Below are 7157 nucleotides of genomic sequence, written 5' to 3'. Positions count from 1 at the left end.
CGCTCCCGCGACGGTCGCACGCGCCCGCCCGGCTCGATGCATCCGCCGTCTCTGCCAGGCGTCATCGTGGAGAGACATCTCTCAGTTGACTCAACGACGAGGCGCGGCGAGGCGCGAGCCCGGCGGGATGCGGGTCGTCCGGGCGGCGGCTAAGACGTACCGTGAGCGTACGTCGTGCCGACGCCGGGCGGCATGCGCCCGCCCGGCTCGATGCATCGCCGCGCCGGCTCCCCGAGGCGCTCTGGTACAGTCGCGCCGTGAAGCGCGGTCCGCTCGCCACGATCTTCGCGATCGTCTTCATCGACCTGATGGGCTTCGGGATCGTGATCCCGCTCCTGCCCCTCTACGGCGAGCGGTACGATCCGTCGGCTCTCTCGATGGGACTCCTCCTCTCGGCGTTCTCCGCGACCCAGTTCGCGGCGGCGCCGATTCTCGGAAGGCTTTCGGACCGCTTCGGGCGAAAGCCCATCCTCCTCTTCTCGCTCGCCGGATCGGTCGCCGGCTACCTGCTCTTCGCGTTCGCGCACTCGCTCGCGGTGCTCTTCGCCGCGCGCGTGATCGACGGGATCTCCGGCGGGAACATCTCGACGGCCCAGGCGTACGTCGCGGACGTGACGACTCCGGAAACCCGCGCGAAGGGGATGGGGATGATCGGCGCGGCGTTCGGTCTCGGGTTCATCTTCGGGCCGGCGATCGCCGGGATCACCGTCCACTGGGGGGAATGGGCGCCGGGGGTCGCGGCCGCGGCGATGTCGGCGCTCGCGTTCGCGGCGACGGCCCTGTTCCTGCGCGAGCCGGAGCGCAGCCGCGGGTCCGCCGTCGAACACGGATTTGCGGCTCTCGGCCGCGCCCTGCGCAACCGTTCGATCGCGGTTCTCCTCGCGGTCTTCTTCCTCCTGACGTTCGCGTTCTCGAATTTCGAAGCGACGTTCGCGCAGTTCCTGCACGACACGCTCGGCGCCTCCCCCTCGCGCGTCGCGTTCCTCTTCGTCTACGTCGGGGTGCTGATCTCGCTCGTGCAGGGAGGGCTGATCGGGAGACTGACGCGGGCGTTCGGCGAGCGGGCGCTCGTCGTCGCCGGCGGCTTCGCGATCGCCGCCGCCCTCGCCCTGCTGCCGTTCTCTCTCGCGATCCCGCTCGTGATGGCGGCGCTCGTTCCCCTGACGCTCGGGATCGGCGCGACGAACCCTTCGCTCTCCTCGCTCGTCTCGAAGGAGGCGCGGCCCGAGGACCGCGGCACCGTGCTCGGCGCGTACCAGTCGGTCTCCGCGCTCGGCCGGATCCTCGGCCCGCTGTGGGGGGAGCTCGCCTATTTCCGGCTCGGCCGGTTCGGGCCGCACTGGACCGGCGCGGCGATCGCCGCCGTCGCCGCCGGGCTGTCGCTGACGCTCAAGAGGAGCCGGTGAAGGTCGCAATCGAGGTCCCGTACCGGGACATCGACGCGATGGGCCACGTCAACAACGCCGTCTACTTCTCCTATTTCGAGTTCGCGCGCCAGAAATACTGGGAGGCGGCGGTCGGCGTCGAGAGCCATCTCGACATCGGCTTCGTGATGGCGTCGGCGGCGATCGACTATCGCCTGCCCGCGCACATGCGCGACCTTCTCGAGGTCGAGATCCGCTGCACGCGGATCGGCCGGTCCTCGTTCGACTTCGCCTACCGCATCACGCGCGGCGTCGATCTCGTGGCGGACGGCAAGAGCACGCAGGTGCTGTGGGACTGGCACGGAGGGGGAAAGCGGACGTTCACCGAAGAGCTGCGCCGTCGGATCGAGGCGTTCGAAAAGGACGGGACGGCGGCGGGAGGAACGAAATGAGCGGAAGAGTCGACGAGGCGTTGAAGGCATTTCCGGAACGGGAGCTCGAGCGGCTCGTCTCCGTCCGCCGCGATCTCCACCGCCACCCGGAGCTCGGCTTCGAGGAGACCCGCACCGCCGGAGTCGTCCGGGAACGCCTCGTGGACATTCGACTCGCGCCGCGCGATGGGGTCGGACGCACGGGAGTGGTCGCGGATTTCGGGAGCGACGGCGCGCCGAGGGTGATGATCCGCGCCGACATGGACGCCCTTCCCCTCTCGGAGGAAACCGGCGCCGCCTACACGTCGTCGAACGCGGGACGAATGCACGCCTGCGGGCACGACGGTCACGTCGCGATCGGGCTCGCGGTCGCCGAGCGTCTCGCCCGCGACCCGGCGGGCGGCGCCTATCGCAGTCTCTTCCAGCCGGCGGAGGAAGGGGCGGGCGGAGCGCTGGCCATGGTCGACGACGGCGCGCTCCGGGGCGTCGCCGCCGCGCTCGGCCTCCACCTCTGGAACCCCCTGCCGGTCGGGAAGGTGGGCGTCGTCGCGGGGCCTCAGATGGCCGCGGTCGACGAGTTCGAGATCGTGGTGCGCGGGCCGGGCGGGCACGGGGCGGCGCCGCACGAGACCTTCGACCCGATCCTCGCCTCGGCGCGCCTCGTCGACGCCCTCCAGACGATCGTCGCGCGCGAGATCTCTCCGCTCGACTCCGCCGTCGTGACCGTCGCCGCGATCCACGGCGGAACGGCCTTCAACATCATCCCGAAAGAGGTGAGGATGACGGGCACCGCCCGCTCCTTCTCGCGGGAAGCGCATCGGACCCTTCCCGAGAAGATCCGGCGCGTGGCCGAAGGCGTCGCGCTCGCTTGCGGCGTCGCGGCGGACGTCGAGTACCGCCGCATCAACGAGGCGACCGTCAACGACCCCTCGGTCGCGGCGCTCGTCGCCGAAACCGCCGAGGAGATCCTCGGATCGGGCGCGGTCGTGGAGACGAGAACGATGGGAGGCGAGGACATGTCGGTTTTCCTGAGACAGGTGCCGGGATGCTTCTTCTTCGTCGGATCCGGGCTCCCGGGCGCGTACCGTCCGCATCACTCGCCCGTGTTCGACTTTGACGAGCGCGCGCTCGCCGTGGGAGTGCTGATGCTCGAGGCGTGTGCTCGACGACTTTCGCTCAAGCTGAGGTGACGCGGCGATGCATCGAGTACGGCGCCGCCGAGTTGAAGCGATCGCCTTCCGCGTCGCTTAACTCGGCGGGAGCATGGCAAACGTTTCGCCCCGGTACGCCTCGGCCGTCGGCGGTTCACGATCGCGCGTCTGGCTTCCGTATCCACGCTTCTTCGCGCCTTCGATGAGCTTCCGGGCCCGGGACCCGATCATCGGGTCACTGTGACAATGACCGCCCTCCTGCTCGCCCTCTATCTCGCGGCCATGCTCGCGATCGGCCTTGCATCGCGCCGCAAGGCGTCGGCCGGGGAAGCGTCGTTCTACGTCGCGGACCGCTCGTACGGGCCGGCGCGCGGCTTCGTCGCGCTCGCATCCACGACGACGGGGGGTTCTTCGACCCTCGTCTGCGCCGCGCTCGTCTGGCGTCACGGGCTCGCGGGGGTCTGGATCGACATCGCGGGAGCGGTCGGGCTCGCGATCCTCGGCGGCGCCCTGGCGGGGCGCGTGCGCCGGACCGGCGCGATGACGCTCCCCGAGATCGCCGGGCGCTTCTACGGGCCGGGCGCCCGAACGGCGGCCGGCGTCCTCGTCGCGATCGCGGAGATCGTGTGGTTCGCGCTCCTCGTCGAAGCCTCGCAGGCGGTGCTGACGGCGATGACGGGGCTTCCCGCCGTTTTCGCGCTGGTCGTCTCCGCCGCGGTCTTCATTGCCTACACCGCCCTCGGCGGACAGTACGCGGTCGTCCGGACCGACTTCGTCCAGTACGGCCTGACGGCCGCGGGGATCCTCGTCGTCGGCACGGCCGCGAGCTTCGCGGCGATCGGAGGGCATTTCTCCCCTCCCGCCGGGTCGCTCGCGTTTCCCGTCTCGGCGACGCTTCGCTGGCCGGACGTCTTCGGCTGGCTCGTTCTGGTCGGGCTGCCGCACGTCGTCGGCGGCGACGTCTGGTCGAAGCTCCTCTCGTGCCGCGACGAGCGCGCCGCGCGGCTCGCCGCCTGGGGCGCGGCGGGGTCGAAGGTGGCGTTCGGAGCCGCGGTCGCCTTCATCGCGCTCTCGGCGCGGCAGAAGGGGCTCGCGGTCGCCTCCGACGCCGAAGCGCTTCCCTCGGCGCTCCGGGCGTTCGCTCCCGGGTTCTTCGGAGCCTTCGCCGCGGTCGCGCTGATCGCCACGATGCAGTCCTCCGCCGACGCGGTGCTCCTCACCGCGGCTTCCGTCTCCGCCCGCGACGTCGCGCCCGCGCTCGGAAGACGGCCGGGAATCGGGGCCGCCCGCGTTCTCGTCCCGCTCTTCGGCGCCGCCGGTCTGGTCGTCGCGCTCGGCATGCGGGAGATCGTCGGCACGCTGCGGCTCGGCTACTCCATCTTCGCCGCGGGGATGATCCTGCCCATCCTGTTCGGGTTCTTCCGCCGGCTCTGGGTTCCCGGCCGCGACGCGATCGCGGCGATGGCCGCCGGCGGCGGCGTGGCCGTCGCCGGACGCTTCTTCCCGGCGCTCGCTTTCGGGCTCGACCCGGTCATCGCCGGTACGGCGGCGAATCTCGCCGTTCTCCTCGCCGCGATCGCGCGGACGAGGATCGCGGGGCGCTGCCCCGGAGACGAGCTCACGGCCGCGGCCGGCGCCGGGGATCGCCCCTGAACGAGCCGGCGCGCGCGATCCCGGCATAGAATTCTCCCGTCCGATGAAACGCGGAGCGCTCCTGTCGGCCCTTTTCTGTGTCGCATGCTCCGGCGCCGGAATCCGCGTTCCTTTCGCGAGCCTCCACGGCAACGCCGTTCACCGCTTTTTCCCCGACCTCGACCGGCGGGAGAACGCGGTGCGCTACGGCCGCTGGAACGCGCTCGAGTCGGCCTGGATCCACGGGGTCACCCCGGAGGCCGACCGCGTACTCGCGGAGGACCTCCGCGAGACGATCCGCCGACTGCCCGATTTTCCGCCCGATCCCCGCCTCTGCATGCCGCGGATCGCCCGCGAAGATCCCCCGCTCTTCGGGGCGCTCGTCGAGGCGGATCGCTTCGAGCGCGGGGTCGCCGACGCGCTCGCGGCGAGCGACACCACGCCCGAAACGGCCGAGTCGAGGATCGAGAAGAGCCTCTTCCGGTACCGCCGCTCGCCCTTCGCGCTCGAGGCTCCGCCGCCGGCCGCCCTCGATCCGAAGCTCGGAGCTTTCTCGACCGCCCGTCTCCTGCTCGCCGGGGACTGGCTCTTTGCGCACGCCGCCGAGGACCTCGCCGCTTCGGGCTGGCGCGACCAGCGGTGGAAGGTGAGGGAGACCGTCGATCTCTACGACCGCCGGATCGACGCCCCCCCGGCCGAACTCGAAGCCTCGTGGTACCGGGCGTTCGCGCCCACGTTCTCCGCGTCGTACGGGCCCGCGGCGGAGCTCTTCGACCGGGCGACGCGGTTCCGGATCGAGATCTTCGAGGCGCTCTCCGCCGCGGATGCCGCCGTGCGCCGGGACCGCGTGCGGTCGGTCGGGCGCCGATACGGGATCGAGCGATGATCCGGCGCGCACGCTTGGCGGCCCTGACGGCCGCGCTCGCCGCGGCGGCGGCCGCGTGGGCGCCGCTGCCCGCCGAGGGGCAGGAGATCTCGAACCTCGAGGCCGCGCGCCCCATCTCGTTGGAGGACGCGACACCGATCGAGAGAGGAACCTGGTCGATGTCGGCCGACTACGCCTATGCGCGCCGGCTCGACCGGGTCGACTACGCGGGCCCCGCGATCTCGCTCATGGCCGGACCCTTCTCGGGCCTCGAGATCGGGGCGGAGACGCGGCTTCTCACCAATCCCCGCCTGAACGCGCGGCGCGGCATCGGGTCCGGCGATCTCGACTTCCACGTGCTCGGGGCGCTCGCGAGGGAAAGCGCCGGAGGGCCGGCGCTCGCCGTTCGGGGCGACGCCTTCCTCGCCACGGGATTCGCGTCGCACGGGACCAACGTCTCGGCGGAGCTGATCGCGACGCGCTCGTTCGATGCATTCCGTATCCACGGCACCGCGGGCGCGCTCTACGTCGGGAGCACCCGCCCGGGTCAGCGGCGCCATCAGCTCTACGCCGTGGCCGGCTTCGACGCGCGCCCCTTCGGACCCTGGCGAACCGACACTCTCGCGATGGCCGACGTCGTCGTCCGTCAGAGTGTCGCGACCGGAGGGAAGGTCTCCGTCGGGATCGAGCTCGGGATCCGCCACCGCATCGGACTGCAGACGCTGTTCTACGCGGGGATGGGGTCGGAGGTGGCGGGCGAGCGCGACCGGGTTCAGTATCGGGGGCTGCTGGGCCTCACGCACACGTTTTGAGTTAGGAGGCGCGGACCATACGCGTCGTTATACGGGACGCGGGCGGCCGGCCGGCGGGCGCAACGTACGCCACGGTACGCCTTGCCCGCCGGCCCGGCCGCCCGCGCTCGTCTTCCAACACGTCTGGCCGCGCCTTGATGTCGACTCACTGGAGAACGCCTGCGCGCCGCAGCTGCACAACTCTTGAACCGAGGAACGTGACTCAGTTGCCAATTCGGTAAGGCGCGGACAGACGAGAGTGAGACGTATGCGGGTCGGGCGCGGCGTCACAGTGAGGCGACCGCAGAGCAGTCGTCCCCGCGAAAGCGGGGACCCAGTTTGGATTACTCGCAACCTTCGGCTGCTCGGATTCTTCGAATTCCCTACCGTTGGCGGGAATGACAAGAAGAAAGCATACGCCTCGGGACGCGGCGGCCTTCCCGCATCCCACCTCGCTCGCGTCTCGCCGCGCCTCAACGCCGTTTGCTCAAACGAGGCGGAGGCCGCTCCCCGATCGAGAACCCTCAAGGCGCGGTCAGACGTGCCGGAAGACGGCTTCGGGCGCGTGAAGTCAGCCGCCCCCGCAGATTCCGGTGCCCTTCGCATCGCGGGGGACCTTGCGCAAAGTAACCGAGCGCAGGTCCCGCGATGCGGGAGCGGGAGCGTCGGCGAGGGGGTGGCGAGTTCGCGGTCGAGTCGCTCGTTCGACGAGCCGCGAACCCGTCACGCGCTCCCGGTCCCCGAGCCAGCTCCCGCGACGGTTAGGCGTACCGGAGCGTACGTCGAGCCGCGGGCCGGGCGAACGCGCCCGTCCGGATCGATGTATGGTCCGCGCCCGATCCCCCTACTTCTTGCCGAAGAGGAGCCAGAGCAAAGCCCCCCCCAGCGGGAAGAACACGACCAGGAGGATCCACAGCACCTTG

At 71.0% G+C, this 7157-nt stretch carries 6 protein-coding genes; all 6 read left to right on the top strand.

What is annotated here, in order from left to right; genetic code table 11:
* Positions 1–257: 257 nt before the first annotated feature.
* The 6 genes from VKH46_14955 to VKH46_14930 all read left to right on the top strand — a co-directional run bounded on the left by VKH46_14955 (position 258) and on the right by VKH46_14930 (position 6255).
* Complete coding sequence (locus tag VKH46_14955) at positions 258–1406, top strand: MFS transporter (GenBank protein HKB72144.1); 1149 nt, start codon at positions 258–260, stop codon at positions 1404–1406.
* The gene (locus VKH46_14950) at positions 1403–1816 is read left to right on the top strand and encodes a thioesterase family protein (protein ID HKB72143.1); all 414 of its coding nucleotides are present in this window, start codon (positions 1403–1405) and stop codon (positions 1814–1816) included. Before VKH46_14955 ends, VKH46_14950 begins: the two co-directional genes overlap by 4 nt.
* Positions 1813–2985 carry an amidohydrolase gene (locus VKH46_14945; GenBank protein ID HKB72142.1) on the top strand — a complete coding sequence of 391 codons (1173 nt, stop codon included), beginning with the start codon at positions 1813–1815 and terminating at the stop codon, positions 2983–2985. Before VKH46_14950 ends, VKH46_14945 begins: the two co-directional genes overlap by 4 nt.
* Before the next feature lie 207 nt (positions 2986–3192).
* Positions 3193–4599: a hypothetical protein gene (locus VKH46_14940; protein HKB72141.1), complete on the top strand. Its 1407-nt coding sequence runs from the start codon at positions 3193–3195 to the stop codon at positions 4597–4599.
* A 43-nt stretch (positions 4600–4642) separates the two neighbouring features.
* Positions 4643–5464 (top strand): hypothetical protein, encoded by an 822-nt coding sequence (locus VKH46_14935; GenBank protein HKB72140.1) that lies wholly within the window; start codon positions 4643–4645, stop codon positions 5462–5464.
* Positions 5461–6255 carry a hypothetical protein gene (locus VKH46_14930; GenBank protein HKB72139.1) on the top strand — a complete coding sequence of 265 codons (795 nt, stop codon included), beginning with the start codon at positions 5461–5463 and terminating at the stop codon, positions 6253–6255. The genes VKH46_14935 and VKH46_14930 overlap by 4 nt, the downstream gene beginning before the upstream one ends.
* Positions 6256–7157 lie beyond the last annotated feature (902 nt).

This window comes from Thermoanaerobaculia bacterium, assembly GCA_035260525.1.
Classification (GTDB): Bacteria; Acidobacteriota; Thermoanaerobaculia; order UBA5066; family DATFVB01; genus DATFVB01.
This window is presented reverse-complemented; position numbering and strand designations above follow the sequence as displayed.

Bases quoted from the DNA above. Each gene is read 5' to 3' on its own strand.
- VKH46_14945 (HKB72142.1), top strand. From the start codon at position 1,813: ATGAGCGGAAGAGTCGACGAGGCGTTGAAGGCATTTCCGGAACGGGAG.
- VKH46_14940 (HKB72141.1), top strand. From the start codon at position 3,193: ATGACCGCCCTCCTGCTCGCCCTCTATCTCGCGGCCATGCTCGCGATC.
- VKH46_14935 (HKB72140.1), top strand. From the start codon at position 4,643: ATGAAACGCGGAGCGCTCCTGTCGGCCCTTTTCTGTGTCGCATGCTCC.
- VKH46_14930 (HKB72139.1), top strand. From the start codon at position 5,461: ATGATCCGGCGCGCACGCTTGGCGGCCCTGACGGCCGCGCTCGCCGCG.